21 protein-coding genes and 1 tRNA gene are annotated in these 25,087 nt (G+C 64.2%); 7 read left to right on the forward strand and 15 right to left on the reverse strand.

Annotated elements, in window-relative coordinates:
* Positions 1-27: 27 nt before the first annotated feature.
* Positions 28-168: a hypothetical protein gene (locus ACOQFP_RS06090; protein WP_206489412.1), complete on the reverse strand. Its 141-nt coding sequence runs from the start codon at positions 166-168 to the stop codon at positions 28-30.
* 410 nt (positions 169-578) lie between these two features.
* On the opposite strand from ACOQFP_RS06090, the gene ACOQFP_RS06095 reads away from it, so the two are divergent.
* Positions 579-1,223, forward strand: a complete 645-nt coding sequence (locus tag ACOQFP_RS06095) for a hypothetical protein (RefSeq protein WP_421583778.1) — start codon at positions 579-581, stop codon at positions 1,221-1,223.
* 254 nt (positions 1,224-1,477) lie between these two features.
* Here the strand turns inward: ACOQFP_RS06095 and ACOQFP_RS06100 are convergent, their stop codons facing one another.
* The 8 genes from ACOQFP_RS06100 to ACOQFP_RS06135 all read right to left on the reverse strand — a co-directional run bounded on the left by ACOQFP_RS06100 (position 1,478) and on the right by ACOQFP_RS06135 (position 13,033).
* Entirely contained in the window at positions 1,478-2,167 is a 690-nt protein-coding gene (locus ACOQFP_RS06100; protein WP_341243974.1) for a hypothetical protein, read from the reverse strand.
* Positions 2,160-2,624 (reverse strand): acyl-CoA thioesterase, encoded by a 465-nt coding sequence (locus ACOQFP_RS06105; protein WP_206489415.1) that lies wholly within the window; start codon positions 2,622-2,624, stop codon positions 2,160-2,162. The genes ACOQFP_RS06100 and ACOQFP_RS06105 overlap by 8 nt, the downstream gene beginning before the upstream one ends.
* Positions 2,625-2,708: 84 nt before the next feature.
* Positions 2,709-7,547, reverse strand: a complete 4,839-nt coding sequence (locus tag ACOQFP_RS06110; protein WP_421583779.1) for an NAD-glutamate dehydrogenase — start codon at positions 7,545-7,547, stop codon at positions 2,709-2,711.
* A 147-nt stretch (positions 7,548-7,694) separates the two neighbouring features.
* Positions 7,695-8,105 carry an acyl-CoA thioesterase gene (locus ACOQFP_RS06115; RefSeq protein ID WP_206489417.1) on the reverse strand — a complete coding sequence of 137 codons (411 nt, stop codon included), beginning with the start codon at positions 8,103-8,105 and terminating at the stop codon, positions 7,695-7,697.
* Between the two features lies 1 nt (position 8,106).
* A complete protein-coding gene (ettA, locus tag ACOQFP_RS06120) occupies positions 8,107-9,786 on the reverse strand; it encodes an energy-dependent translational throttle protein EttA (RefSeq protein WP_206489418.1) in 1,680 nt (559 codons plus the stop codon).
* 126 nt (positions 9,787-9,912) lie between these two features.
* Positions 9,913-10,398, reverse strand: coding sequence for a single-stranded DNA-binding protein (locus ACOQFP_RS06125; RefSeq protein WP_421583780.1), 486 nt, complete (start codon positions 10,396-10,398; stop codon positions 9,913-9,915).
* Between the two features lie 167 nt (positions 10,399-10,565).
* Positions 10,566-11,228 carry a YigZ family protein gene (locus ACOQFP_RS06130; RefSeq protein WP_341243977.1) on the reverse strand — a complete coding sequence of 221 codons (663 nt, stop codon included), beginning with the start codon at positions 11,226-11,228 and terminating at the stop codon, positions 10,566-10,568.
* Entirely contained in the window at positions 11,225-13,033 is a 1,809-nt protein-coding gene (locus ACOQFP_RS06135) for an ABC transporter ATP-binding protein (protein ID WP_341243978.1), read from the reverse strand. Before ACOQFP_RS06135 ends, ACOQFP_RS06130 begins: the two co-directional genes overlap by 4 nt.
* A 70-nt stretch (positions 13,034-13,103) precedes the next feature.
* Here ACOQFP_RS06135 and ACOQFP_RS06140 point away from each other — a divergent pair, with 70 nt between their 5' ends.
* Positions 13,104-13,529, forward strand: coding sequence for a MarR family winged helix-turn-helix transcriptional regulator (locus ACOQFP_RS06140; protein ID WP_206489422.1), 426 nt, complete (start codon positions 13,104-13,106; stop codon positions 13,527-13,529).
* 10 nt (positions 13,530-13,539) lie between these two features.
* Here the strand turns inward: ACOQFP_RS06140 and ACOQFP_RS06145 are convergent, their stop codons facing one another.
* Together ACOQFP_RS06145 and ACOQFP_RS06150 are read right to left on the reverse strand one after the other, a co-directional pair.
* Complete coding sequence (locus tag ACOQFP_RS06145; protein WP_341243979.1) at positions 13,540-15,618, reverse strand: cytochrome c oxidase assembly protein; 2,079 nt, start codon at positions 15,616-15,618, stop codon at positions 13,540-13,542.
* 44 nt (positions 15,619-15,662) lie between these two features.
* A complete protein-coding gene (locus ACOQFP_RS06150; protein WP_421583781.1) occupies positions 15,663-16,820 on the reverse strand; it encodes an XdhC family protein in 1,158 nt (385 codons plus the stop codon).
* Positions 16,821-16,966: 146 nt separating this feature from the next.
* On the opposite strand from ACOQFP_RS06150, the gene ACOQFP_RS06155 reads away from it, so the two are divergent.
* The 3 genes from ACOQFP_RS06155 to ACOQFP_RS06165 all read left to right on the forward strand — a co-directional run bounded on the left by ACOQFP_RS06155 (position 16,967) and on the right by ACOQFP_RS06165 (position 19,374).
* A tRNA-Arg gene (locus tag ACOQFP_RS06155) sits at positions 16,967-17,039 on the forward strand.
* Between the two features lie 69 nt (positions 17,040-17,108).
* A complete protein-coding gene (locus tag ACOQFP_RS06160) occupies positions 17,109-18,251 on the forward strand; it encodes a N(5)-(carboxyethyl)ornithine synthase (RefSeq protein ID WP_341243981.1) in 1,143 nt (380 codons plus the stop codon).
* A gap of 13 nt (positions 18,252-18,264) precedes the next feature.
* Positions 18,265-19,374 (forward strand): class I SAM-dependent methyltransferase, encoded by a 1,110-nt coding sequence (locus ACOQFP_RS06165; RefSeq protein ID WP_341243982.1) that lies wholly within the window; start codon positions 18,265-18,267, stop codon positions 19,372-19,374.
* A 99-nt stretch (positions 19,375-19,473) separates the two neighbouring features.
* On the opposite strand, the gene ACOQFP_RS06170 is transcribed toward ACOQFP_RS06165, so the two are convergent.
* The 3 genes from ACOQFP_RS06170 to ACOQFP_RS06180 all read right to left on the reverse strand — a co-directional run bounded on the left by ACOQFP_RS06170 (position 19,474) and on the right by ACOQFP_RS06180 (position 22,091).
* A complete protein-coding gene (locus ACOQFP_RS06170; protein ID WP_206489644.1) occupies positions 19,474-19,707 on the reverse strand; it encodes a hypothetical protein in 234 nt (77 codons plus the stop codon).
* A 23-nt stretch (positions 19,708-19,730) separates the two neighbouring features.
* Positions 19,731-20,915 (reverse strand): fatty acid desaturase family protein, encoded by a 1,185-nt coding sequence (locus ACOQFP_RS06175; RefSeq protein WP_206489427.1) that lies wholly within the window; start codon positions 20,913-20,915, stop codon positions 19,731-19,733.
* A gap of 63 nt (positions 20,916-20,978) precedes the next feature.
* Positions 20,979-22,091: a ferredoxin reductase gene (locus ACOQFP_RS06180; RefSeq protein WP_421583782.1), complete on the reverse strand. Its 1,113-nt coding sequence runs from the start codon at positions 22,089-22,091 to the stop codon at positions 20,979-20,981.
* Between the two features lie 170 nt (positions 22,092-22,261).
* Here ACOQFP_RS06180 and ACOQFP_RS06185 point away from each other — a divergent pair, with 170 nt between their 5' ends.
* Together ACOQFP_RS06185 and ACOQFP_RS06190 are read left to right on the forward strand one after the other, a co-directional pair.
* Positions 22,262-22,912 (forward strand): TetR family transcriptional regulator, encoded by a 651-nt coding sequence (locus tag ACOQFP_RS06185; protein ID WP_206489429.1) that lies wholly within the window; start codon positions 22,262-22,264, stop codon positions 22,910-22,912.
* Positions 22,913-22,941: 29 nt separating this feature from the next.
* The gene (locus ACOQFP_RS06190) at positions 22,942-23,766 is read left to right on the forward strand and encodes an alpha/beta fold hydrolase (protein ID WP_421583827.1); all 825 of its coding nucleotides are present in this window, start codon (positions 22,942-22,944) and stop codon (positions 23,764-23,766) included.
* On the opposite strand, the gene ACOQFP_RS06195 is transcribed toward ACOQFP_RS06190, so the two are convergent.
* Complete coding sequence (locus tag ACOQFP_RS06195; RefSeq protein WP_206489430.1) at positions 23,763-25,085, reverse strand: MFS transporter; 1,323 nt, start codon at positions 25,083-25,085, stop codon at positions 23,763-23,765. The two genes, ACOQFP_RS06190 and ACOQFP_RS06195, sit on opposite strands and share 4 nt — an antisense overlap.
* Between the last annotated feature and the right edge of the window lie 2 nt (positions 25,086-25,087).

Below are 25,087 nucleotides of genomic sequence, written 5' to 3' on the forward strand. Positions count from 1 at the left end.
CAGCTGCTCGCGAGGGATGACTGGGCGTTAGATGGAAACCGCCACCCAGCTGTCGGTGTCGGCCTCTACGGTGTCGGTGTGGGCGACGATGTTGAAGAAAATCCGGTGCCCGATCGTGAGCTTTCCGAGCGTGGTCGCGGCAGAAGTTTTGGTGCCTGATTCAGGCATGAAAAACCCGATTCGCGAGACCGCAGAATCGGGTATTCGGACTTAATCGCTTGTGGTTTCAGCGATACCGCAGGAGTCTTGAGCGCTGAACGCGTCTTCCACCGCTCCTCGGGCAGTGCTGAACTCAAGGCGTCGTCCCGCCAACGGCTCAAGCCTATTAAGAAACGAAACCGCAGGTGGACCTCGACCCGCCGCGATCATGCGCGGACTCGCCCCCTTGATCTATCGCGAGCCGCCTCCTCACCGCTGGTGGCATTTTGGCGGCGAGGCGTGGCCATACAACTTCCACCAATCGACCTGAGGTTCGAGCCACTGCCCGCGTATGTCAGCGGTAAGCGAGAGAGCGCTCCAGATGAACAGCGACTGATCTAATGGCGAGAATGAGCGAAGACTTCCCTACCGCGGGTCCAATGTCTGTCACGTGTAGCCCCGCTGCAGCTGAAGACTGGACCGGCTATCCGGAATGGGCTATCCGTGCGCGAACCATCCTCGGCGAACACGAACCCGATGCCGATCAGCATGTTTCAGCAGACGACCGCCGCGCGTTGATGCTCCGGAGCCGCGAGGTACCCGATTGGCGGCGCCCGCCGGAGCGGACGCCCGTCGACGACATCAGCGACGAGCACTGGGCGACGCTGTACCGGCGAGCGGATCTGGAGCTACGTGTCGGTCCGTTCCGCCGCTTCGAACACGGTCTGTTGTTCAGGATCTCTGCAGTGCAACCCGATGCCGCATACCGCGGAGATCCCCAGGACGCACTCAACCTGAGCTTCCGGATTCGGCCGGATCTACCACACAGAATTCGGCTACTCGCCTATGCGGATGTTGGCGGTGATCTGATGACCAACACTGCGCATCCTGGTGAGTTCCCTTCCTTTGCAGACAATTTGTGGATTGTTGGCGGGACTAGCGGCAGAGGAATTGCCGACCACGGCGTTGAAGCCCGAGCCGAGTACTTCGTTTCCCCGTACCCTGGCACGTCCCTGACGCTGTTCGCGTCGTACCCAGAATTCGGCATACCCGCTTCTGGAGTGCACCTCGTACTGAACAGCTGATCTCGAAACATACGTTGTGCACCAAGCGTTCAAACAAGCACCGACCGCCACCCCGGCCACGAGACTTACGATGACCAGGGAGATGCGCCCCACAGCGTGCCCGCCTACGCGGCGAGCGCGTCGCCGCCACGTGACGATACGACGCCTCCGCGATACTCCGAACCGGTCTTAAGCATCACGTACAGGACGTTGGTTCGTCTGCGGGCGAGGAAGATCAAAGCACGTTACTGCGAGCAAATTAAAGACTCAGGACACTAACGCTCCACCGTCAGCGACAGCGGGTTGCCCGCCCGGCGGACGTATACCGAGCCGTAGCGGGCATCGAGGCGAAGCCACACCGGCGTCGCGCGTACTCGAACGACCTCGTCTGCTGCGATCCGATCCGGATCGACATCGATCGTCATGGGATCGGTTCCACTGTGCGGAACGAAACCCATTGCCGTCAAGGCGAATACAGTCCGCATGGAGATGGACACCTCGTCGGTCTCCCCGGACACGTGCAGCACTTGTTGTTCGAGCAGCGAACTCGGCGGACCGTGGCTGCTTCCGTGTTCTTTCGCCAGTGCCGCGCCGCGCTGCGCAAGCCCGACGAGGATTCGAGCGGGGACATCGTCGAGGTGCTCGAATCCGCCGTCCGGCGGCAATGCGCCGCGCCAGGCCGAATCCATCGAGAATCCTGGGTCGATCACGCCGTCGTCGGCCTGCCGCAGTGCAGCAACCAGAACATCCGCGCCTGCGCATGTGTCCACAGGAGCGACGGTTCCGGAGACCACCCGCGCCGCCAGGGCATCGAAACCGGTAGCGGCCCAACAGGACACGCCTCCACCGTCGCGGGCGCGCATGCGGATGACGGCCGCGTCGTCCAAGCGCATCGCCCGCGTGCAGAACGCCGCCAGGTTCTCCCGCTCGACCGCGTCGGGAACGGTCAGTACGCGCTCATACACGCTGCCAACTCAGAAGAAATGCACGCTCGTCCGGGGTGAGTCGACGCAACCGCTGTGCGTCGATGTCGAAGGCCGCGATCTGTGTCGAGGCCACCACGGCCGCAGGTGTATCCAGAGATGCACCTGCGGCCCGCACTTCGTATCCGACCACGAAGTCGACCGCTCGGACGGCGTCGATCCACATGAACACATCGAGCGGGCCGTCCTCGTGCCGAAGCTGACCTCGATACTTCACGTGCAGATCCGCGATCACGGCACCGTGGCGCAGGTTCGCCGTCGGTCTTCCGTCCACCAACAACCACGGGATACGTGCCTCTTCGAGGAGGGTCACCATGCGGGCATGGTTGATGTGCTGGTACACATCCATATCCGACCACCGCACGTCCACGGCGGCATGAAAGCCGACAGGTTCGGCCTCCGGTCGCCTGTCGGACAGATGGTCCTCGGGCACACTCACGTCTACGTTTCCTCTTCTCGGTCGACTTCTCGGTGACATCCCTCGTCCCGGCTCCGGGGTGGGACGTCGGGCACGGAACCCGGCTCAGGGGACCATGTTGCGAACCTGGCGGGCGGCAACCGACAGCGTAGCCAGGTCCAGGGTTCCGGTCTCGGCGATCTCGGTCAGGGCGGCTCGTGCCCTGGCCAGACGCGAGGAGTTCGTCGATTCCCACTCCGCGATCTTCTCCGCTACCGACTCGTCCGGTTCCCCTCCGGCTAACACCGCCTGTGTGATTCCCCGCAGCGAGGTGTACAGATCGTCTCGAAGAGCCAAGCGCGCCAACGAATGCCAGCGATCACCACGCGCCAGCTTCGACACTGCGGAGAGCAGCCAGTCGATTCCGATGTGCGCATCGAGTGCGAAATAGAGCTCGGCAACCTCGGCTCCGTCGCGGTCGACGATATCGGCGATATCGATGATGTCGAGCAGGCAGTAGACATCGAGCAGTCCGAAGATGTGGCGGGCCAACCCAACCGGTGCTCCACGTTCGATTGCCGCCGCGGAACGCGTATCCAGATCACTGGCCTGGTGGCCGGAGATCCACGTGGACACCGACGGTTGCAGGGCGCGTACCTGATCGGCGTAGCGACTGATCTCTGCGCCGACGGCCAACGGCTGTGGCCGGTTCGCCAACAGCCACCGCGAAACACGGTCCAGCATTCGACGCGACTCGAGTAACAACTCGGCCGAGACGTCGGTCGGCACGTCCGCGGCCCTGATCGAATTCCACACCTCGTCGAGTCCGAATATCTCGGCCGCGGCGGCGAACACGCGAATGGCATCGGTTCCCGCGGCACCGGAATCCTCGGTCAAGCGATACGGGAAGGTGATTCCGCCGCAGTCGATGGCCTCGTTCGCCAGAGTCGTGGCCACCAACTGACGCCGCAGTGGGTGCGCGGTGATCGCATCGGCGTACGGCTCTCGCAACGGCTCGGGAAAGTACTTGGGTAGCCGCGGAGCGAAGACATCGCTGTCGGGAAGCTCACTGCTGAGCAGTTCCGCCTCCAACGCGAGCTTCACATGAGCCATCAACGTGGCCAGTTCCGGCGAGGTCAGCCCGCGCCCGTCCTGTTTGCGTCGACGCAGATCGGCCTCCGTCGGCAAGGCCTCGAGCTCTCGGTCCAGTCCCCGCCGAGCTTCCAGGTCCTCGATCACCCGGCTGTGCACGGTGACCAGATTGGGGGCGTCGTATCTGGACGTACCGAGCAGCTCGTTCTGCATGATGTTGTCCCACAACACCAGTCGTCCGACCTCGTCGGTCATGGACGCCAGCAGCTCGTCTCGATCCTCGCGGGCCAGCCTGCCGTCGGCGATGGCCGTTTCCAACAGGATCTTGATGTTGACCTCGTGATCGGAGCAATCGACGCCGGCCGAGTTGTCGATGGCATCGGTGTTGATCTTGCCTCCGGCCGCCGCGTACTCGATGCGGCCCAGGGCGGTGGCACCGAGGTTGCCACCCTCCCCCACCACCGCGGCTCGTACGTCACAACCGTCGACCCTGACCGTGTCGTTGGCCTTGTCACCGACCTCGCCGTTGGATTCGGTCGACGCCTTGATGTAGGTGCCGATGCCGCCGTTCCACAGCAGATCGGCGGGGGCTTTGAGGATTGCGTTGACCAACTCCGGCGGAGACAGCGACTCGACCGATTCGTCCAGACCGAGCGCAGCACGTGCGGCCGCGCTGATGGGAACCGACTTGCGGGTGCGTTCCCAGACTCCGCCACCGGCGCTGATCAGGGACGAGTCGTAGTCCGCCCACGAAGACCGTGGCAGCGCGAACAACCGCTCACGTTCGGCGAACGAGGATTCTCGGTCCGGGTTGGGATCGAGAAAGATGTGTCGGTGATCGAAGGCGGCGAGCAGCCTGATGTGTCTGCTCAGCAGCATGCCGTTTCCGAAGACGTCACCGCTCATGTCTCCGACACCGACGACGGTGAAATCCTCGGTCTGCGTGTCGATTCCGATCTCGCGGAAATGACGCTTGACGCTCTCCCACGCTCCCTTGGCCGTGATGCCCATGGCTTTGTGGTCGTAGCCGGCCGAGCCACCGGAGGCGAAGGCGTCGCCGAGCCAGAAATCGTATTCGGCGGCAACGCCGTTGGCCATGTCGGAAAACGTGGCGGTGCCCTTGTCGGCGGCGACCACCAGATATGTGTCGTCTCCGTCGCGGCGCACGACACCGTCCGGAACCGATACCGAACCGGAGGCGCGATCGAGGTTGTCGGTGATGTCGAGAAGTCCGGCGATGAACAGCCGATAGCAGGCCTTGCCCTCTTCCGCATATGCCTGGCGATCGCGATCGGTGTCACCGGTGGACACCGGAGGGCGTTTGACGACGAATCCGCCCTTGGCTCCGACCGGCACGATGACGGAGTTCTTGACCATCTGAGCTTTCGCCAACCCGAGGATCTCGGTCCGGAAGTCCTCGCGTCGATCCGACCAGCGCAGGCCGCCGCGGGCCACCGCACCGAACCGCAGGTGCACGCCCTCGACGCGAGGCGAGTACACGAAGATCTCGAACTTCGGCTTCGGTTTGGGCAATTCGGCGATCGATTGCGGATCGAACTTGAGCGAGAGGTATGCCCGATGTTCGCCGTCGGCTGCCCGGACGAAGAAGTTGGTTCGCAAGGTTGCGCGGATCAGCTCGAACATGCTCCGCAGAATTCGGTCCGCGTCGAGGCTGACGACCTCGTCGATCAGCTCTCCCAGTTCGGCACCGATCGAGCGCGCGTCCTCCTCGGAGCTCGCCTCGGGGTCGAACTGCGCCTCGAACAATCCGACGAGCAGTCGAGCGGTGTGTGGGTGCGTCAGCAGCACACCTTCGATGTTGAACTGACTGTAGGGGAAACCGGCTTGGCGCAGATACTTTGCGTATGCACGCAAGACCACGGCTTGCCGCCAGTGCAGTCCGGCGCGCATCACCAGTTCGTTGAAGCGGTCGGCTTCGGCCTGCCCACTCCACACTGCCTCGAATGCATCGGTGAACCGTTGCTGGACCCGGCTCTCACGATCGGCGGTACCCGCCTCGGACAACTCGGCGTCGATATCTCCGTCGATTGCCGAGCGCAACATCTCGCGCGAAGCAGAAAGCCCGAAATCGTAAATCCAGCAGGACATCCCGTCGGGTCGAACCACCGGGTACGGCCGCTCGTCGTCGACTTCGACGCCGAGGCTCTGCAGGATGGGCAACACCTGGGACAACGAGACACCCCCGCCGCCGATGTACAACGAGAATCTCCAGCTACCCACCGCGGACTCCTCGTTGCGGTAGAGCTGCATGTCGATCGACTCGTCGCCGAGCGTTTCGAGGCGGGCGATATCGGAGACGGCCCGAGCCGGGCCGAAGTCCTGCTTGTACGCCTCAGGGAACGCATCGGTGTACCGCTGAATTCGCAACGGGTCCACGCCGCGATCTAGGGACACTGCGTCGCCGAGCGAATCCTCCCAGGTTCTGGTGGTCTCGGTCAGCGACGCCTCGATCCTGGTGATGTCCTCGGCCGACAGCTCCGTCGTAGCGGCCCCGGATTCACGACGCACGGTCACGTGCAACAACGCCAGGTCCGATTCCGTCACGCGCGCCGTGTAATCGAGCGAGGTTCCGCCGAGCTCGCGGAGCAAGCGATCCTGGATGGCGAGCCGAACACGGGTGGTGTACCTGTCACGCGGCAGGTAGACCAAGGCCGAGACGAACGAGCCGTTCGCATCGGGTCGAACGAACAACCTGACCTTGCGCCGACGCCCCAGTGCCAGAACAGCACTCGCCGTCTCGTACAGCCATGAGCTCGAGGTGGCGAACAGCTCCGAACGCGGCATCGATTGCAGAACTTCGAGCATCGCCTGACCCGAGAACGACCCGAGATCATGGCCGGCGCGCGCGATGCCCGAGCGCACCCGCCTCTCGATCACCGGAATATCGAGAACGTTCTCGTGCAGCGCGGTCACCGTGAACACACCGACGAACCGATGTTCGGCGGAATCGTCGAGATCGAGCACGCTGACGAAGTAGGGATACACGGCGCGGTGCACCGTGGCCGGGCTCGCCCCCTGCGTCAAGGCAACCAGATCGCGATGGCCGACAGGTTCCGAACCGTCCCTGTCGGTGACCGATTCGCGCAGCACACCGAGGCTGCTCGACTCGTCGCCGGTGGCCCTGCGCTCGTCGCCGACGCCCTCGATGCTGTATCGCCGGTAGCCGAGCAGCGTGTAGTGGCCGTCGCCGAGCCACCGCAACAACGCAGCTGCGTCACGATGCTCGTCGGCACCGTCCGGGTCCGCATCGCTCGCGCCCCGAGCGACCTCGTCGAGGCGGTCGGCGACCTCTGCCTGCACTCGACGCATGTGATCGGTATCGGCGACCACCTGACGCACATCGGCCAGTACACGACTCGCCTCCGACTCCAGACGTGCATCCGCATCCTCGGGAGTCGACGGGTGGAGCTGAACGTGAATCCAGGACTCGGGCGATCCGCTGGCACTGAGTCCGGTCAGCACACCGTCGGCCTCACGATCGACCGACAGAATCGGGTGGACCACATCGGTGTACTCGATGCCGAGACGGGAGAGCAACGAGATGACGGACTCCACCAGGAGCGGCATGTCGTCGGTGACGATCTGCAGGTAGCTTCCCGCAGCCCGATCCGCGGCCGAGGCCGAGTCGCTCGGTCGATGAACGGCCACGTTCGCCGTCTCCGGCCGACGCTGCGCGGCCAGCCGAACATGGTGCCGGAAGGTCGTGCTGTCGGGGGCATGCGCGGACGCTCCGACAGCCTCGGTGTCCACGTGCTCGAAGTACTCGCCACGCAGGGTGTCCAACTCGGCCAGCAGTCGGTCGTCGAGCCCGTCGGCCCAGTCGTTGTCGTTCAGGTCCAGCGAGCGCGGCATGGTGTTCGAGTACTCCCTCGTGAGGATATTTCCCGACGCCCGCCGATCGCCGGTCGTCGTTGACACCTCGACCTTAGTGTCGAGGACCCTGTTACCGCAGTGACCTCGCAGACCCAGCGCGTCCGATTCACTCGGCACTACTCGGCACTACTCGGCGACGAGATACTCCCCGAGTAGTGCGCGCTCGCGCTCCTCCAACGGACGGGAGGTCGAGGTGTCGAGATCGAACGCCACCATCAGCGCCTCGGCCCGTGCACACACCGTTCCCTCGCGGTCGGTCACCACGTGCTGCACACCGTACGAGGTGTTTCCGACCGACGTGATCCACAGGTCGATCGTCAACGGCCCCGAGTCGTCGAGAATCGGATGCAGAAATTCGGTGGTCAACGTGCGCACCACCGCCGCGCCACGCTTCCCCGGCCCCCCGAAGACCGCGTCCAAGAACTGAACGCGGCCCTCCTGGAGGTATTCGACGAAGCGGGTGTTGTTGACGTGCCCGAGGCGGTCGGAGTCTCCCCACCGCACCTGAAGGGTGAAGGTGAAGGTCTTGTTCGACACCTCAGTCCCTGGTCAGCTTCCGGTGCGTGACGCGGTGCGGACGTGCAGCATCGGGGCCGAGCCGTTCGATCTTGTTGGCCTCGTAACCCTCGAAGTTGCCCTCGTACCAGTACCAGGCCGCCTCGTTGTCACCGAAGCCACCTTCCCAGGCCAGGATGTGCGTGCAGGTGCGGTCGAGGAACCACCGGTCGTGCGAGATGACCACGGCGCAACCGGGGAATTCTTCGAGCGCATTCTCGAGCGATCCCAACGTTTCGACGTCGAGGTCGTTGGTCGGTTCGTCGAGCAGGATCAGGTTGCCGCCCTGCTTGAGCGTCATCGCCAGATTCAGGCGGTTCCGCTCACCACCGGAGAGCACCCCGGCAGGCTTCTGCTGATCGTGGCCCTTGAACCCGAACGAGCTGATGTAGGCGCGGGACGGGAACTCCGAATTGCCGACGGTGATGAAGTCCAGGCCGTCGGAGACCGTCTCCCACACCGTCTTGGTCGGGTCGATCCCCGATCGGTTCTGGTCGACGTAGCTGAGCTTGACGGTCTGGCCGATCTTCACCTCGCCGCCGTCCGGCTCCTCGAGCCCCACGATGGTCTTGAACAACGTCGTCTTACCGACACCGTTGGGGCCGATGACGCCGACGATGCCGTTGCGCGGCAACGTGAACGACAGGTCCTTGATCAGCACCCGACCGTCGAAGCCCTTGTCCAGGCTCTTGACCTCCACCACGACATCGCCCAGTCGCGGCGGGTTGGGGATCTGGATCTCGTCGAAGTCGAGCTTTCTCGTCTTCTCGGCCTCGGCCACCATCTCGTCGTACCGAGCCAGTCGAGACTTGCTCTTGGCCTGGCGGGCTTTTGCACCGGAGCGCACCCAGGCGAGTTCGTCCTTGAGCCTCTTCTGCAGCTTCTGGTCCTTCTTGCCTGCGACCTCGAGACGCTCGGCCTTCTTCTCCAGGTACGTGGAGTAGTTGCCTTCGTACGGGTACAGGTGACCGCGGTCGACCTCGGCGATCCACTGCGCGACGTGGTCGAGGAAGTACCGGTCGTGGGTCACGGCAAGAATTGCACCGGAATAGGCGGCCAGGTGCTGCTCGAGCCAGAGCACGCTCTCGGCGTCGAGGTGGTTGGTGGGCTCGTCGAGCAGCAACAGGTCCGGCTTGCTCAGCAGCAACTTGCACAGGGCCACACGGCGCTTCTCACCACCGGAGAGATTGGTGACAGCCGCCTCGGGCGGCGGGCAGCGCAGCGCGTCCATGGCCTGCTCGAGCTGGGAGTCGATCTCCCAGGCATCGGCATGGTCGAGCTTTTCCTGCAGCTCGCCCATTTCTTCCATGAGCTCGTCGGAGTAGTCGGTGGCCATGAGCTCGGCAATTTCGTTGTAGCGCTTGAGCTGGACCATCGTCTCACCGAGACCGTCCTCGACGTTCTCGCGAACGGTCTTGGTGTCGTCGAGTTCCGGTTCCTGCATCAGGATGCCGACCGATGCTCCGGGAGCGAGGAAGGCCTCACCGTTGCCGGGCTGATCGATTCCCGCCATGATCTTGAGGATGCTGGACTTGCCGGCGCCGTTGGGGCCGACGACGCCGATCTTCGCTCCCGGATAGAAGCTCATCGTCACGTCGTCGAGGATGACTTTGTCGCCGTGCGCCTTGCGCACCTTCTTCATGGTGTAAATGAATTCAGCCATGTCGCCCAGCTTATCGGTGCGAGCGCGTCCGAACACCATCGCCCGAGTAGGTGTGGTGCCTACATCGGCCGTCCGCGCTGCTCCGCAGGTGGCGGCACTGCGCGGACGGCGGATGCAGGCAGCCGGTCACGCGAGGATCGACTCGCGATCGTCCTCGTCGACGCGTTCGGTGTCCTCGATCGACTCCCGATCGAGGTCCTGCGCCGATGTTGTTCCCGCATCGCCGTCGTGGGCGGTGTCGGCAGCCGGCTCCTTGGTCCGATGAACCGAGACGATGCAGCGCGAGAGGTCCGGTCCGACGGCACTGGCCCGCATCTCGAGATCGGCACGTTCGACGCCGTCGCGATTGGTGTATTCGTTGGTGCGCAGCTGCCCGTAGGCGATGATCGGGTCGCCCTTCATCAGTGACGCTGCCACGCCGCGCACCAGACGGCGCCAGCACGTGACCGTCAGGTACAGGGTGCCGCCGTCCGTCCATTCGCCGGTGGTGCGATCCTGGCGTCGGGCATTGCTGGCCATCCGGAAGCTGAGAACCTCGTCGCCGGTAGGTGTGGAACGCTTGACCGGGTTGGTGATGACCGTTCCGACCACGGCGCATTGTGCCTCGTACATGGTGTCTTCCTCTCGTGTTGCGGATCGCGTGATTGCGATCGAGATCGACACTGCTACGCAGGGAACGCTCGTGGTGGACGGGTTCGGAAAATGTGGACAGCCGCTCGGCCTGTGGATGAAGGGCACGGGCCGAGGCCTGCTCCCGCCGAGAGTGTCGGCTGGGTGTGCTACTCGGGAACCTCCGCGTACATCACTCCGCTGCGAACCGGCTCGACCCGGCCGGCAGTGAGCGAAGCAACAAGTGCCGCAGTCGAATCGGGGTCGACGACAGCGACGGTCAACACCGCAACCGCCGCATACGAGGTACCGAGAACGACGACCCCGTGCCCCCGCAGCTCCGATTCCACGCGCCCCACATCGACGTGGTCGAGTTCGAGCGTCAGGACCTCCCGGCGCTCCCTGGTGAGGAATCTCGCGTGTGAGAGCGCCTCGGTCACCGCGCCGCCGTAGGCGCGGGCCAGTCCCCCGGTGCCGAGCTTGGTTCCGCCGAAGTATCGGCTGACGACGGCGACGACGTTGGTCGCGCGATGTCCGCGCAGCACCTCGAGCATCGGCATCCCCGCAGTCCCACTGGGTTCGCCGTCGTCGTTGGATCGCTCGATGCGAGGGTCGGTGGACGACGCGTCGACGATGAACGCCGAACAATGATGTCCGGCAGCGGGATCGGCTTTGCGAGCAGCCTCGATCACCGCCCGGGCCTGCGCTTCGGTGGCCGCACGATCGACGACCGCGACAAACCGTGACTTCTTGATCTCGGTCTCACACTCGACGCGGCCCGCGATGGTACGCACGATGATCACCCGGCCTTTCCTGTGCCGTGCTGCACTCATACCGCAACGCTGTCCACCACATCGTCGGCCGCTCGCACCAATCGGGCGTACATCCCATCGAGTTCGAGCAGGGATTCATGACTTCCGACCTCACGCACGACCCCGTGGTCGAGTACCGCGATGCGGTCAGCGGAACGCACCGTGGACAGACGGTGCGCGATGAGGATGGTCGTTCGCCCTTCCATCAAACCGTCGAGCGCCGTTTGCACTGCCCGTTCGGTGCGATTGTCGAGTGCACTGGTTGCTTCGTCGAGCACCAGAATCGGCGGGTTACGAAGCACGGTTCGAGCAATGGCGATGCGCTGCTTCTCACCACCGGAGAACCGATAGCCGCGCTCGCCCACCATCGTGTCGTATCCGTCGTCGAGCCCGTCGATGAACTCGTGGATCTGCGCCGTTTCGGCTGCCGCGACGATCTCGTCGTCGGTGGCGTCGGGCTTGGCGAAGCGCAGATTTTCCCTGATGGTGGCATGGAACAGATACGTCTCCTGAGAGACGACCCCCACCAGATCTGCGATGGTCTCCGATGCCATGTCTCTCAGGTCGACACCATCGATGGTCACCGACCCGGCAGTCGGATCGTGCAGCCGCGCAACGAGATACCCGAGCGTCGTCTTTCCCGATCCAGTGGCACCGACGAGGGCGAGAGTGCTACCGGCCGGCACGTCGAGGTCGATATCGCACAGCGTCGGCACGGTGGCACCAGCGTAGGTGAAATCGACCCCGCGGATGACGACGTCGCCGCGCACTTGCTCGCGAGGCAGGGCTATCGGATCGTCCGGCTCGGCCACGTCGATCGGCAGATCGAGATACTCGAAGACACGGCCGAACAACGCGAGCGAGGCCTGCACCTCGACGCCGGTATTGAGCAATTGCATAGTGGGACGGAACAATTGGGTCTGCAGAGCGGTGAAGGCGACCAGCGTGCCGATCGTCAGTGCACTGCCCTGACCGATGGTGATTCCGGCGAACCAGTACACCAGCGCGGGCATGACGGCGAAACTGATCTGAATAGTGGCCATCCGCCACTTGCCCGCCATCATCGCGGCGAGCTCGACTCCGGCCACCTCGTGGGATCGGGCGGCGAACTTCTCGGTCAGTGCCTGCGCGGAGCCGGTGGTCTTGCCCAGCAGAATACCGCTGACAGACAGCGATTCCTCGACCTGAACCGACAGTTCACTGAGCAACCGCTGTCGTTTGGTCGAGATCTTGCGACGCTCGTCGCCGATACGGCGGGCGACGCGAACGAAGATCGGCAAGATGATCAGTGAGAACGTAGCGAGTTTCCAGTCGAGCAGGAACAGTGCGACCACTGTCGCGGCGACGGTCGTCGCGTTCTGCGCAATGGACGTCGCGGTGTTGGTGACGACCGATTGCATGCCGCCGATGTCGTTGGCGATCCGCGATTGCACTTCCCCGGTGCGAGTGCGCGCGAAGAACCCGAGGGACTGCCGCTGCAGGTGCGAGTACACCTGAACTCGTAGCTCGTGCATGAGTTGCTGACCGACGCCGTTGGACATCCACGTCTGCACGACGCCAAGGGTGTTGGTGGCGACTGCGACTGCGATCATGCCGAGCGCGATGAGGCTGACGAGCCGGACATCGCGATCGGGAATTGCATGATCGAGGAGTTCGCGAAGGAGCAAGGGAGAGGCGAGCGCGATGATCGCACTGGCAACGATGATCGAGCTCACGACCGCGATCTTGCGCCGATAGGGCGTGAAGAGAGCGAGGACGCGTCGGACGGGCGCTGGATCGGCAGTGGGCAGAGAACGCTCTGGTCGGCTTTCCAAGTAGACCTCCATGGGTCGATGCAACAATATGCAGAGGTTACCTCACTATGAGGTTGCGTGCAATCCTCGTTATGATTCGTCCATGGACACCGGACCCTCGCCCAACCTGAGCGATTCGTTCATGGCTGTCGCCAGGCGAATCCGCCGGAGCCACATGACTGCGCTCGAACCGTTCGGCCTCAACCCGTCACAGAGTCGGGCACTGCATGTCCTGGCGCGTGAACGTGAGTCGGTCCGGCTACGCGATCTCGCCGAGCATCTGCGGATCGTCGCGCGATCGGCCACCGACATCGTCGACTCACTCGAGGCCGCGAACCTGGTGACACGGCAGCAGGATCCGAGCGATCGACGAGCGGTCCTGGTGGGGCTGACCGATACCGGCCGCGCGTTACTGGACCGAATCGACGACGCGCGCCGTCAGGTGTCCTCGGAAATGTTCGACGGCCTTCAGCCGCACGAACGTGTCGAGCTGAACCGGCTGCTCGGCAAGATCGCCGGGGGCGACTGAGCCGGATCGGCTATTGTCCGCCGAGCCGATCGCGTCGAGCGAGCTCGGCGAACATCGCATTGTGGGCGGCCAGGTCCGCGTCGTGGTCACGTTCTGCCGCGCGGTCACCGCGCCTGGCATCGCGCTCGTCGCTGCGAGACCACTGGATCAACAGCGCCAGCATGACGAGCACCAGTGGTATCTCGCCGGTTGCCCACGCGATTCCACCGCCGAGCTTCTGATCTCCGAGCAGATCGGAGTTCCAGTCCAGTCCCAGCGTCCGGTAGTACCAGGCACCCATGACGGTGTTCATACTCATCAAGGCCACCCCGAAGAAGGCGTGGAACGGCAGCGATCCGAACACCACGGCCAGCTTCGTGACCGGCGCAACTTTGCGCGGGGACGGATCCACGCCGATGACGGTCCAGTAGAACAGGTAGCCGCTGAGCACGAAGTGAAGATTCATCAGCAAGTGTGCGCCGTGACTGTCCAGTACGGCTCCGAAGATCCCGCCGAGATAGAGCGCGTAGAAGCCGCCGATGAAGATCGCCGACGCAACGAGCGGATGCGTCAGGAACTTCGACAGTCGGCTGTGCAGGCCGATCAGCAACCATTCCCTCATACCCGGAACGCCGTCCTTACCGGCTGCGGGTAGCACTCGCAGCGCCAAGGTCAGCGCGCCACCGAGAGCCAGCAGAACGGGCACGAGCATCGACAGCAGCATGTGGCCGCTCATGTGCACGCTGAACACAGCCGTCGAATAGCGTCCGATTCCCGAGGAGGTACTGATCAGCAGCGTCGCGCACCCGGCGAGCCAGGCGACTGTTCGACCGACCGGCCACGCGTCACCGCGCTGGCGCAAACGCCGCACGCCGATCACGTACACCACGGCCATGACGATCGCCGCAGTGCCGAAGATCAGATCGAATCGCCAGTCCAAGGCCATGCGGGCGAACGTCGGCGGCCCACTCAGGTCGTAACCGAGTGCCGCCTCGGTAGGAGTGAGGTTGGGATCGATCTCGGCGGGCGGCGGGGTGCGGCCCAGTCCGACCGCGAGGCCGATCGTCGCCGCGAGCACGAGTACCTCGGCACCCGCGAAGCGAAGCAGAGCTCCGCGGTCGGTGGGATCTGCCGTCAAGGCGGGCAGTGCTCGGCGACGCTGCATCCAGCCGAACCCGCCCAGCACGATCAGGGCACCGACCTTGCCCATGATCAGCATTCCGTACGTGGTGGTGAACAGATCGCCGAGCGAGACCCGAACGAGCGCGTTGAGCACGCCGCTGATGCCCATGACGACGAAGCAGATGCCGGCGATGGTGGAGAATCGGCGCGCGGCGACGTCGGTGTGTGCACCGTGCCTGCGGACGTGTGCCAGGAGTGCGAACAAGCCACCCGCCCACAACGACGCGGCCCCGAGGTGCAGGATCAGGCTGTTGGTCGCGACGTCGTGCGAACCACCGGCCGCGGAGTGACCACTGAGCGCCAGCGGCAGCAGGGTGGCCAGTGAGAATGCGAGTAGCGCAGGCGTCCACGTCCACCGCAACACCGTGCGCGAGACGATGGCGAGCACCACGGCCATGATGGCGGTCCAACGCCACGCGCTCGCGATCTCCACCTGATCGAGGGCGATCCAGAGGTTCGCGGGCTTGATGGCCTCCGCGAACGGCTGACCGGAGGTATCGGACAACGTCAGCGGCACCAGAATCAGCGCGCAGACGGCCCAGACCATCGATGCCGCCGAACCGGTACGGACCGCGCGATAGCCGTCGACGTCGAGTACCCCGTTCTTCTGCGGTGGCACCAGAAATGCGGCGAGCAGAAACGATCCGACGGCGATGACGGCAGCGATCTCGCCGATTGCTCGCAGCGCGGGCAGACCGTATGTGGTGGCCGGGCCCGGATCCGGGATTCCGAGCAGCACCAACGCGTCGGAGGCGGACAGCATGACGATGAGCGCCGCGACAGCTCCGGCGATGGCGGCGGCAGTGACGAACACCGTCGTCGTAGCCGAACGCGGATCTGCACCCGATGCGGCAGTGCTCTCGCCGACATCGTCCGCTGCGAGATCAGCGGACGAGGGGTCGATGTTGTCGAGATCCGGTGTTGCCATACCACCAGAGTAAGAGGTGATCAGCAGTACCCGAAACGCGAGTCCTACACAGCGTCGTACTGGTTCCGGCGAGGCCCCTCGGTCGAGTCGTGGTGGATGCGGCCGGGTCGAGTGCGCAATGGTTCACCGCTACCGCCCCAGCGGTGGGCAATGATCTCCGCCGCGATCGATACGGCCGTCTCCTGCGGGGTGCGCGCGCCGAGGTCGAGACCGATCGGACTGGCCAGCCGAGACAGTTCGATCTCCGTCAGCCCTGCCGCCCGTAGTCGAGCCGTGCGGTCGTCGTGGGTACGGCGAGAGCCCATCGCGCCGACGAACGCCAGCACCGGAATCCGCAACGCCACCTCGAGCAGCGGCACGTCGAACTTCGGGTCGTGTGTCAGCACGCAGACGACGGTGCGCTCGTCCAACTCCCCCGCCGACCACTGCTGAGACAGGTAGTCGTGCGGCCATGCGACCACCACGTGCTCGGCGGCAGGAAAACGCTGCGGAGTCGCAAAGACCGCTCGGGCGTCGCACACGGTGACGCGGTAGCCGAGGAATGCCCCCTGCTGCGCCACCGCGGCGGCGAAATCGATGGCCCCGAACACCAGCATTCGCGGCGGCGGTGCGTGACTGGAGACGAACACCTCCATTCCCTCGCCTCGACGCTGACCATCCGGCCCGTACGCCAGGACGGCCGAGCGTCCCGCGGCCAGAAGCCCTGCGGCGTCGTCGGCGACGGCAGCGTCGGCACGTGCGCTGCCGATGGAACCGCGGGTGCCGGATGGTCCGACCACGATCCGTCGGCCGAGGCGTTCCGGATCTGCGTGTGCAACCACGGTCGCCACCGCGACGGGAACGTTGTTTCGCACGTCCGTCACGAGAGAACCGAGTTCGGAAAACGTGCGCTGGGACACGACTTCGACGAAGACGTCGAGTGTTCCGCCGCAGGTGAGTCCGACGGCGAAAGCGTCGTCGTCGGACACTCCGTATCGAGTGAGTACGGGAGCGCCGGTGCGCATGACGTCCTGCGCGAGTTCGTACACCGCCCCTTCGACGCAGCCGCCCGATACCGAACCGGCAACCGCGCCGTCCGAACCGACCACCATGGCCGCACCGACCGGGCGCGGTGCCGAATCGAACGTGCGGATCACCGTTGCCACAGCGGCGATGTCGCCGGACTGCCAGATGCGCAGAACATCGTCGATGACGTCGTCCATCGAACCTCCTTCCCACACCGATCGGAACGATTCCGAGTCCACGGGTTTCCCACTGCAGTGCTCGCCCAACCCATGCCTGCACGGTCGGCTCACACGGAAAGGTACACTCGTCAACCGTGCTCGAGCGGGTTCACTCGCACGTGCCAGCCTCCGTAGCTCAGGGGATAGAGCAAGGGCCTTCTAATCCCTTGGTCGCAGGTTCGAATCCTGCCGGGGGCACCTCTGACCAGCAGGAACGCAGAACCCTTGGGCTCACTGTGGTTGACTTCGCTCAACGAAGGGTCACACGTGCATCAGCTCACTCTCGGAGTCCTCTCACATTCGCGCAAGCCCGATGAGCGTCGACTACCGATTCATCCACTGCATTTCGATCGCATCGACGCCGACATCAGAGCCCGCATTTTCCTCGAATCCGGGTACGGCGAACCGTTCGGGATTTCGGACGAGCACTTGGCCGCTCGGGTTGCGGGCATTCGCACGCGGGCCGAACTCATCGCCGACTGCGATGTGATTCTGCTGCCGAAACCACAGGCGGAAGACCTGCTCGAATTCAGGCCGGGTCAGACGCTCTGGGGCTGGCCGCACTGCGTGCAGGACCGTGAGCTCACCCAGATCGCCGTCGATCGCACGCTGACCCTGATCGCCTTCGAGGCCATGAATCACTGGACCTCGGACGGCTGGTTCAATCTCCATGTGTTCCACAAGAACAACGAGTTGGCCGGCTACTGCTCTGTGCTGCATGCTCTGCAGCTCATCGGTTCCACCGGCGACTACGGCCGCAGGTTGCGTGCGGCAGTCATCGGTTTCGGGGCCACCGCTCGCGGTGCCGTGACGGCACTGAGCGCGCACGGTATTCACGATGTCGACGTCCTCACCCAGCGAGGTGTCACAGCGGTGGGTTCACCGATTCACTCGGCCAACATCGTCAACTTCGATCTCGACGACGCCGATCCCCAGCAGAGTCGAGCGCTCACCCCCGAGGGACGGGTACCACTGTCAGGGTTCCTCGCCGACCACGACGTGATCGTCAATTGTGTTCTGCAGGACACCAACGCACCGTTGACGTTCTTGATGAACGACGATCTCCCCACTCTCGCACCCGGCACGCTCGTGGTCGACGTTTCCTGCGACGAAGGGATGGGCTTCGAATGGGCAAAACCGACGTCGTTCGCCGATCCCATGTTCACCGTGGGAGAGAACGTGCACTATTACGCCGTCGACCACAGCCCGTCCTACCTGTGGAACTCGGCAACCTGGGAGATCAGCGAATCATTGCTGCCGTATCTGCGAACCGTGTTGGACGGCCCCGCGGCCTGGAGTCGTGATGCCACCATCGAGCGCTCGATCGAGATCAGGAACGGCGTCATCGTGAACCCCAATATCCTTGCCTTCCAACACCGCAGTGCGCAGTACCCGCACACCGCAGCGTGAACGGGCACACTTCGTGAGCGTCACATGGGTCGAGGACGGTAGCGAACGCACCTCCCGCTGGCAGTCCGAGAACGGCGCTCCCCCGCCCCGCCAGGTGCGCATCGTGAACGATTCGACCACTGCCGACGTGGCGTACAAGCTGGCCACGATCGGCGAGGCCCTGTTGTGGCGTGGGGATTACAACAATGCACGACAGCTGTTGTCGGCCATGGCCCGCCGGGTACCGGCCGCGAAACATTCTCCGGATGCGTCGGGTGCGGAGCGGTTCCATCTGCACCGCCAGTACCAGGCGCGACGTGCGCGAGTATTGGGAATGCTTCTGGTAGAACTCGATTCGGACGCGTGTCTCGATCTTGGCCGGGCACCGGACGTGCGGGCCGCCGTCACGGAGGCTATGGGCCCGGACGCAGTGCCGTGCGTCCTGTCGTTGCGCGAGCTACTCGGTATCGTCGGCGCACACGAGTGGCGTCGCAAGGGTGTCTTCGTTCCGGCTCTCGACGCCTCGATCCACCCGCACTACGGCGTCTTCTCCCCCGTCCGCGGCGAGTACATCCAACTCGTCGCCACCGCACCGCTGCCGCACACGGACCGAGCGTTCGACATCGGCACCGGCTCGGGGGTCCTTGCTGCAGTACTCGCCCGCCGCGGCGTGACCTCGGTGGTCGCGACCGACAAGGATCCGCGGTCGGTGGCGTGCGCGCGAGCCAACATCGATGCCCTCGGATACGCAGATCGGGTCGAGGTGGTGCAGGCGGACATTTTCCCGTCCGGTCGCGCGGGGCTGATCGTGTGCAATCCGCCCTGGATTCCCACGAAGCCGACGTCCGGGATCGAGCACGCGGTCTACGACCCGGGCTCGCGGATGCTCAAGTCGTTTCTGAGCCGTCTCCGTGGGCATCTGACACCGAACGGTGAGGCGTGGTTGATCGTGTCCGACCTCGCCGAGCTACTCGAATTGGTCACTCGCGCAGACCTTCTCACGGCCATCGACGCTGCAGGCCTGTCCGTCGTCGGCCGTACCGACACCACCCCGACTCATTCGCGCGTCACCGACAGCGCCGATGTGTTGCACGAGGCACGCTCGCGCGAAACCACGTCGCTGTGGCAACTGCGGGCACGCTGACCACACACGAGAGCGCCGCCCGAGCAGTGCTCGGGCGGCGCTGTGCGAATCTGGTGCTGCAGTGTCGATCTGGTGTTGCAGTGTCGATCGGGTGTTGCCCTATCGTTCGCGGGTCTCGAACTCTCCGTTGATCACGGTGCCCAGCGGGGCGTCGCGCTCCGCCTTCTTCGCTGCCTCGCGCATCTCGATGCCATCGGTGATCAGATCACCGATTTCACGCGTGACGTCGCGGACGGCTCCGGCGATGATCACGACGATCCGGCCGACGTGAGTCGCGGCCGATTCGGTGAAGTCCTGAACGGTATCTTTGTTGCGCTCGAACTTTCCTACCAACAGGACCGCCCCCTTCGAAGTCGTCACGCTGCGCTGGTCTTCTTACGCTCGACGATAACACCGGCGGGAGCCGCCGAACCCGTGAGCGAGTTGGGCAGAGCCAGCTTGAAGATCTTGCCCCACACGGTGCCGATCTGGTGGAAGAAGCCACCGGTGTTGTACGGCAGGTCGTACTTCTCACACAGCGCCTTGACCTCGGGCGCGATCTGCGGGTAGCGATGCGCGGGCAGATCGGGGAACAGGTGGTGCTCGATCTGGTGTGAGAGGTTGCCCGACATGATGTGGAACAGCGGGCTGCCCTCGATGTTGGCCGATCCCAACATCTGACGGACGTACCACTCGCCGCGGGTCTCCTCGGCAGTCTCTTCCTGGCTGAAGGTCTGGACTCCGGTCGGGAAGTGGCCGCAGAAGATGATCGAGTAGCTCCACACGTTGCGGATGAGGTTCGCGGCGACGTTTCCGACCACGGTAGAGACGAAGAACGGGCCGGTCAGCGCAGGGAAGATCACGTAGTCCTTGAGGGCCTGCTTGCCCGCCTTGCGCCACATGCCCTGCAGCAGCGGCTTGACGTCGTGCCACTTGCGCTTGCCCGCAACGATGTTCTCGGTCTCGAGGTCGTGCAGCATGACGCCCCACTCGAAGAACGTCATCAGCAAGAACGCGTAGACCGGGTTACCGAGGTAGTACGGGTTCCACTTCTGATCCTGGTCCATCCGCAGGATGCCGTAACCGATGTCGCGGTCCATGCCGACGATGTTGGTGAAGGTGTGGTGCATGTAGTTGTGCGAGTGCTTCCACTGTTCCGCCGGGCAGACGGTGTCCCACTCGAAAACCTGGGAGTTCAGGCCGGGCTCACGCATCCAGTCGTACTGGCCGTGCATGACGTTGTGCCCGATCTCCATGTTGTCGAGTATTTTCGCCACGCCGAGGGCACCGACGCCTGCCAGCCACGCGGGCGGGAGGAACGGCAGGTACATCAATGCGCGTCCGGTGATCTCGAGGCCGCGCTGGGCCTTGATGATCTTGTAGATGTATTCGCGGTCCTCGTCGCCCAGCTTCGCGACCGTGCGGGCGCGGAGGTCGTCGAGTTCGCGGCCGAGTTCTTCGACTTGCTCGAAGGTCAGCACGGTGGGCTGGTCCGGCACGGACTCGTTGCGGCGAAAGGGCAGGACGGTGGTGGGCAGGATCGAGAGAATCGTTCCGAGCATCTGATGATCTCCAATTCGATCGGGTCGAGATGGGTCTGGGGCTATCGGTGTTCCGGGGTGGATCTATATGTCGATATCGACGTCGCCCACGGCAACGGACACGCACAGCTGGATCTTCTTGTCGGATTCGGTGTCGGTCTCACCGGTCTTGATGTTCTTCGTGCAGCCGGACTTCTTCACCGAGGTGCAGGTGAAGCAGATACCCATCCGGCAGCCGTTGGCCGGGGAGAGACCCGCTGCCTCGGCTTGCTCGAGCAGGGTTTCGCCGTCGTTCTCCGAGGACACGTCGCTACCGGAGAACGTGGTGGTTCCGGTGACGTCGTCACTGACGGTGGCGAACGAGGGCGTGAATTCCTCGAGGTGTAGTCGCTCGCTCAACCCGGCATCCTCGAAGAAGGAGGTCACACCCTTCATCAGCCCGGGCGGCCCGCACAGGAACGTGTCGGCATCGGCGAACCAGGGAGCCACGGCATCGAGATGTTCCCGACCGAAGAACCCGTGCAGATCGCCGCCCGTCTTCTGCTCGGTGTACGCGAAGACGATGTTGACGTTCTCGTGCTCGGCGGCGATCTTCTCCAGGTCCTTCTTGTATGCGACGTCGTTCTCGGTGAACGCGTAGTGCAGGAATGTCAGGTCGCTGCCGTACCCCTCGTCCAGCAGCGACCTGAGCATGGACAGCACCGGCGTGATGCCGCTGCCTCCGCTGATCAACAGCGTCTTCGCCGGGCGTGGCGTGGGAAGCCTGAATGTGCCGTCCGCCTGCGACAGGCTGACCACGAGGCCGACGTGGGCATTGTTGTGTAGGTACCGCGACACGAGCCCTTCGGGATGGGCCTTGATCGTCAGTTCGATTCGACCGTCCCTGCGGTACTGCGAGCAGGCCGGTGAGTAACAGCGAGTGTGACGAACCCCGTCGATGACGACGCCGATCTGGACGAACTGGCCCGCATCGAAGCCCTTCCACTGACGCGTGGGACGAATGACCAGTGTCAACGAGTCTTCGGTGGACCGATGTATCTCGGTGACCTCGCCGCGAAGATCACGAACGGTTGTCATGGGGTCGACGAGTTCGAGGTACCGATCGAGCGCGTGGGGCGTGGCCATGGCCTCGAACAGGGAAAGAAGCGAGAACTTGCGCGAACCCGAGGTTCGCGACGGGCGTTCTTGAAGCGTCATTCCATCCTCCCTAACCGGATCGAAACCAACGACCCATTCAGTGAACGATTGTGCACTAACATCAGTGTGACAGAGCGGCACTGGTACCTGTCAACGTTTATGTGACCGTCGTTACAGAGCTCGTCGACAGATCAACGGAGTCCGGGAGGAGCCGGATGGGAGGTCACAGAATGCGCGACCATAAACTGGGGGTTGTGACAGAACCGGGTACTCGTGCCGAGCGGAAGGAACGCACCCGCCAGGCATTGATCGAGGGCACCCTCGATCTGCTACGCGACCGCCCGTTCGCCAGCGTCAGCCTGCGAGAAGTCGCCCGATCCGCCGGCATCGTCCCCACCGCGTTCTACCGCCACTTCGCCTCCATGGAGGACCTCGGCGTCGCCCTCGTCGAGGAAAGCATGCGCATGCTGCGACAGATGCTGCGTGATGCCCGGCGCAACCCGAGCACCAAGACGGCCACCGAATCCTTCGCAATCCTGGTCCGCCAGGTGCGGACCCACGAAGACCAGTTTCGTTTCCTCACCCGCGAGAGATACGGCGGCGTCACCGAGGTGCGCCGCGCCTTCGCCACCGAACTGCGCCTGTTCGTCAGCGAGCTCACCATCGACCTCTCCCGCATGCCCGGCCTCGAGCGGTGGGACGTCGCCGATCTGGAGATGACCGCCGATCTCCTCGTCTCGACGATGCTCACTGCGGTGGTCGGCCTGTTGGAAATCGACAGACCGGGTAGCCAGAACGAGAAGGATCTGATCGAGCGGACCGAGAAGCAGATCCGCATGATCATGCTCGGGATGAGCCGATGGGAACCACGACGGGCTTGACCGTTCGAGAACGAGACGGCCGCGAAGGGATGTTCATGACCGAGGTAAGTGTCGGCGAGTTCGTGTTCGAGGTGGCGATGTCGGGACCGACCGACGGTATTCCGGTGGTCGCGCTGCACGGTTTCCCGCAGACGAATGTGTCGTGGACCAGTGTGACGCCGGGGTTGGTCGGTGCGGGTTGCCGAGTGACCGCGCCCAACCAGCGAGGATATTCACCCGGTGCCCGCCCGGTCGGTGTCGAGCACTACCGCATAAACCATCTCACCGGCGACATCCTGGGGCTGCTCGATGCACTCGACCTGCCCTCGGCGCACCTGGTGGGACACGACTGGGGCGCGGTGGTCGCCTGGCACCTCGCGGCCGAACACCCCGACCGGGTACGCACGCTCACCGCGGCATCGGTCCCCCATTCGGCGGCGTTCAACTGGGCCATCCGCGAGGATCCGGATCAGCAGGAGCGGTCACAGTACTTCGGCCTACTTCGAGAACCGGAGAAAGCCGAGCGTGTACTGGTGGAGAACGACGCGCAACGGCTGCGCGCCATGTTCGGTGCGCAGAGCCTCGACGAGGAATACGTTCGTCACCTCGCGGTACCCGGGGCATTGACAGCGGCGTCGAGTTGGTACGCCGCGATGACCAAGGAGTTCGCGAACCTTCCTCCGGTGACCGTCCCCACCACCTACCTCTGGAGCAACGGCGACACAGCCATCGGCCGGGCGGGAGCGGAGCGCTGCGGTGAATTCGTCGATGCGCCGTATCGATTCGTCGAATTGGACGGGGTATCCCACTGGATCCCCGAGGAAGCCGCCGAAGTGCTCACTGCCGAAATTCTGGCGCGCATTCGGTCCGTCTAGACCTCGCGTGGGGCCCGCACCTTCAGCAGTGCCAGGAGTCCGGCACCGAGAACGATGATCAGTCCGGCGATACCCGCGCGATCGGCGCTGAACATCCAGACGAACAGACCGAACAGGGACGGTGCCAGAAAAGAGGCAGCCCGCCCGGTCGTCGCATACAAACCGAAGAACTGGCCTTCTCGCCCGGGCGGCGCGAGCCGGGCGAGGAAGGTACGGGCCGACGATTGCGCCGGCCCGACGAACAGGCACAGAATCAGCCCGAAGACCCAGAACATCGTCGGCCCCGAGACGAACAGCAGGACGATACCGGCGGCGATCATCGATGTGAGGGAGAAGACGATGACCTTCTTGGGACCGACGCGGTCATCGAACCGACCGGCGACGATCGCTCCGATCCCGGCGATGACATTGGCCGCGATACCGAACAGCAGCACGTCCGCTGCTCCGATGCCGTAGACGCTGACGGCGAGAACGGCTCCGAAGGTGAACACTCCGGCCAACCCGTCGCGGAACAGGGCGCTGGCGATCAGGTAGTGGACAGCGCGGCGGTCTGCGCTCCACAACTCGCGTACGTCGCGAAAGAGAACCCGGTACGACTCGACGAAGCCTGCCTCCGCAGCCTTCGGATCGGCCACGGCGCGGGGCACCTCGGGAACTGCCGTCATCACCGGGATGGCCGAGACCGCGAACCAGACGGCGGCCAATACCGCGACGAACCTGATGTTCAACCCGCCGTCGGTGGTGAGGCCGAGAAAACCTCGAGTGTCGCCGTCGCCGGCGATGAAGCCGAGGTAGCAGATCAGCAGCAACACGATCCCACCGAAATAGCCCATGGCCCAGCCGAACCCGGATACTCGGCCGATGTTCTCCGGGGTGGAGACCTGCCGCAGCATCGAGTTGTACGGGATGCTGGCCAACTCGAACATGACGGATCCGAGACCGAGTAACACGAGGCCGAGCCAGAGGTAGTGGTAGTCGTCCTTGACGAAGAACAGACCGGCCATGGCCACGACGGTCAACGCGGTCAACAGCCCGAGCAGCCATTTGCGTTTGCCGCGGGCGTCGAAGTACTGCCCACACACCGGTGCCAGAAGTGCGATGACGACGCTCGACACGGCGATCGACCAGCTGAACCATGTAGTGGCAGAGATAGAGCCGGGAAGGTCGTCGCCGACGGCATCGGTGAGATACACCGAGAACACGAAGGTGAGAATCACCGCGTTGAATGCCGCCGAGCCCCAGTCCCAGAATCCCCAGGCGGTGACCTGCTTGCGGGTGGTTGCGACTCCGACGACGGCGGCCTCGGGCTGGGTTCCCATGG

Origin of the sequence: Rhodococcus sp. MALMAid1271, assembly GCF_049195265.1 — a bacterium.
Taxonomy (GTDB): domain Bacteria; phylum Actinomycetota; class Actinomycetes; order Mycobacteriales; family Mycobacteriaceae; genus Rhodococcoides.

What these genes read in the sequence shown, in the direction of transcription:
- ACOQFP_RS06130 (WP_341243977.1), bottom strand. Translation starts at nt 11,228, where the DNA reads ATGAGTGCAGCACGGCACAGGAAAGGCCGGGTGATCATCGTGCGTACC.
- ACOQFP_RS06090 (WP_206489412.1), bottom strand. Translation starts at nt 168, where the DNA reads ATGCCTGAATCAGGCACCAAAACTTCTGCCGCGACCACGCTCGGAAAG.
- ACOQFP_RS06175 (WP_206489427.1), bottom strand. Translation starts at nt 20,915, where the DNA reads ATGCTCGGAACGATTCTCTCGATCCTGCCCACCACCGTCCTGCCCTTT.
- ACOQFP_RS06180 (WP_421583782.1), bottom strand. Translation starts at nt 22,091, where the DNA reads ATGACGCTTCAAGAACGCCCGTCGCGAACCTCGGGTTCGCGCAAGTTC.
- ACOQFP_RS06185 (WP_206489429.1), top strand. Translation starts at nt 22,262, where the DNA reads ATGCGCGACCATAAACTGGGGGTTGTGACAGAACCGGGTACTCGTGCC.
- ACOQFP_RS06125 (WP_421583780.1), bottom strand. Translation starts at nt 10,398, where the DNA reads ATGTACGAGGCACAATGCGCCGTGGTCGGAACGGTCATCACCAACCCG.
- ACOQFP_RS06195 (WP_206489430.1), bottom strand. Translation starts at nt 25,085, where the DNA reads ATGGGAACCCAGCCCGAGGCCGCCGTCGTCGGAGTCGCAACCACCCGC.
- ACOQFP_RS06140 (WP_206489422.1), top strand. Translation starts at nt 13,104, where the DNA reads ATGGACACCGGACCCTCGCCCAACCTGAGCGATTCGTTCATGGCTGTC.
- ACOQFP_RS06145 (WP_341243979.1), bottom strand. Translation starts at nt 15,618, where the DNA reads ATGGCAACACCGGATCTCGACAACATCGACCCCTCGTCCGCTGATCTC.
- ACOQFP_RS06190 (WP_421583827.1), top strand. Translation starts at nt 22,942, where the DNA reads ATGTTCATGACCGAGGTAAGTGTCGGCGAGTTCGTGTTCGAGGTGGCG.
- ettA (WP_206489418.1), bottom strand. Translation starts at nt 9,786, where the DNA reads ATGGCTGAATTCATTTACACCATGAAGAAGGTGCGCAAGGCGCACGGC.
- ACOQFP_RS06150 (WP_421583781.1), bottom strand. Translation starts at nt 16,820, where the DNA reads ATGGACGACGTCATCGACGATGTTCTGCGCATCTGGCAGTCCGGCGAC.
- ACOQFP_RS06095 (WP_421583778.1), top strand. Translation starts at nt 579, where the DNA reads ATGTCTGTCACGTGTAGCCCCGCTGCAGCTGAAGACTGGACCGGCTAT.
- ACOQFP_RS06110 (WP_421583779.1), bottom strand. Translation starts at nt 7,547, where the DNA reads ATGCCGCGCTCGCTGGACCTGAACGACAACGACTGGGCCGACGGGCTC.
- ACOQFP_RS06135 (WP_341243978.1), bottom strand. Translation starts at nt 13,033, where the DNA reads ATGGAGGTCTACTTGGAAAGCCGACCAGAGCGTTCTCTGCCCACTGCC.